Below are 1,682 nucleotides of genomic sequence, written 5' to 3' on the forward strand. Positions count from 1 at the left end.
GCGCCAGGTCTGCAGGAACAGGATCACCACCAGCACCACCAGGATCAACGCTTCGAACAAGGTGTGCACTACCGCCTCGATGGAACCGCGAACGAAGATGGTCGGGTCATAGACGATGCTGTAGTCCATGCCTTCGGGGAACTCTTTCTTGAGTTCGGCCATCTTTGCCCGCACCTGGTTGGACACGTCGATGGCATTGGAGCCGGGGCGCTGGAAGATCGGCAGGGCTACCGCTGGCTGGTTGTTGAGCAACGAACGCAGCGCGTACTGACTGGAACCCAGTTCGACCCTGGCAATGTCCTTGAGGCGGGTGATCTCACCATCGTCTGCCGCACGAATGACGATATTTTCGAACTCTTCCTCGGATACCAGGCGACCCTGGGTGTTCACCGACATCTGGAAGCTGGTGGCGTTGGGCGCAGGTGGCGCGCCCAGCTGGCCGGCAGCGACCTGACGGTTCTGTTCGCGAATGGCATTGACCACATCGGTGGCAGTGAGGTTGCGCGACGCGGTCTTGTTCGGGTCCAGCCACACACGCAGCGAGTATTCGCCCATGCCGAACAACTGCACGTCACCGATACCGTTGAGCCGCGCCAGTTCGTCCTTGATGTTCAAGGTGGCGTAGTTGGACAAGTAAAGCATGTCGTAGCGCTGATCGGGCGAGGTCAAGTGCACCACCATGGTCAGGTCGGGAGAGGCCTTGTCCACGGTGATGCCGATGCGGGTCACTTCTTCGGGCAGCTTGGGTTGGGTACGGGTCACGCGGTTCTGCACCTGCACCTGGGCGTTGTCCAGGTCGGTGCCCAGCGCGAAGGTGAGGGTCAGGGTCAGCTTGCCGTCGGCAGTGGATTGCGAGGACATGTACAGCATGTTCTCGACGCCGGTGATGGCCTGCTCCAGAGGCGCGGCCACGGTTTCGCCGATCACCTTGGGGTTGGCGCCGGGGAAAGTAGCGCGTACCACCACGGTGGGCGGGACCACTTCAGGGTATTCGCTGATCGGCAGCTGGAACAGCGAGATGGCACCGGCGATCAGGATCACCAGTGACAATACGGCGGCAAAGATCGGCCGCTTGATGAAGAATTGTGAGAAGTTCATCGCTGTGATCTCTTAACCGCGTGGAGTCGAGGTGCTGGCAACCTTGACCGCGGCCGGGGCTTTGGGCGAGTTGCTGGCTTCAAGGGCCTGACGTTGTTCGGCCAGGGCGGCGAGGGTTGCCGGGCTGGCCATTTCGGCATTCTCAGGGTCTACCTGGGAGCCAGGACGAACCCGTTGCAGGCCGTTGATGACAATGCTGTCGTCCTTGCTCAGGCCGCTGCGCACGATGCGCAGGCCTTCGAGTTTCGGGCCCAGTTCGACGCTGCGGTAAGCCGCCTTGTTGTCCTTGTCCATCACCAGCACGAATTTCTTGCCCAGATCGGTGCCGACCGCATCGTCCTTGATCAGGACGGCCGGGTAGGTGGCGCTGCCCACCAGTTTGATGCGCGCATACAGGCCGGGAGTGAACAGGCCGTCCTTGTTATCGAACACCGCGCGGCCGCGGATGGTGCCGGTCTTGGGATTGACCTGGTTGTCGACGAAGTTCATCTGCCCCAGGTGCGGGTTGCCGCTCTCGTTGGAAAGCCCCAGGTAGACCGGGGTGGTCTGGCCGCGCTGGCCTTGGCGAGCCAGCTGGGTGTACT

The 1,682-nt window shown here is 61.8% G+C and carries 2 protein-coding genes; both read right to left on the reverse strand.

Translation table 11 applies throughout. The features are described 5' to 3' along the window. Positions 1–1,098, reverse strand: a 1,098-nt coding sequence (locus B3397_RS17700; protein ID WP_296252585.1) for an efflux RND transporter permease subunit, incomplete at its 3' end; no start/stop codon positions are given. Positions 1,099–1,110: 12 nt separating this feature from the next. Then, positions 1,111–1,682, reverse strand: a 572-nt coding sequence (locus B3397_RS17705; protein ID WP_296252587.1) for an efflux RND transporter periplasmic adaptor subunit, incomplete at its 5' end; no start/stop codon positions are given.

This window comes from Pseudomonas sp. UBA4194, from assembly GCF_002379585.1.
GTDB lineage: Bacteria > Pseudomonadota > Gammaproteobacteria > Pseudomonadales > Pseudomonadaceae > Aquipseudomonas.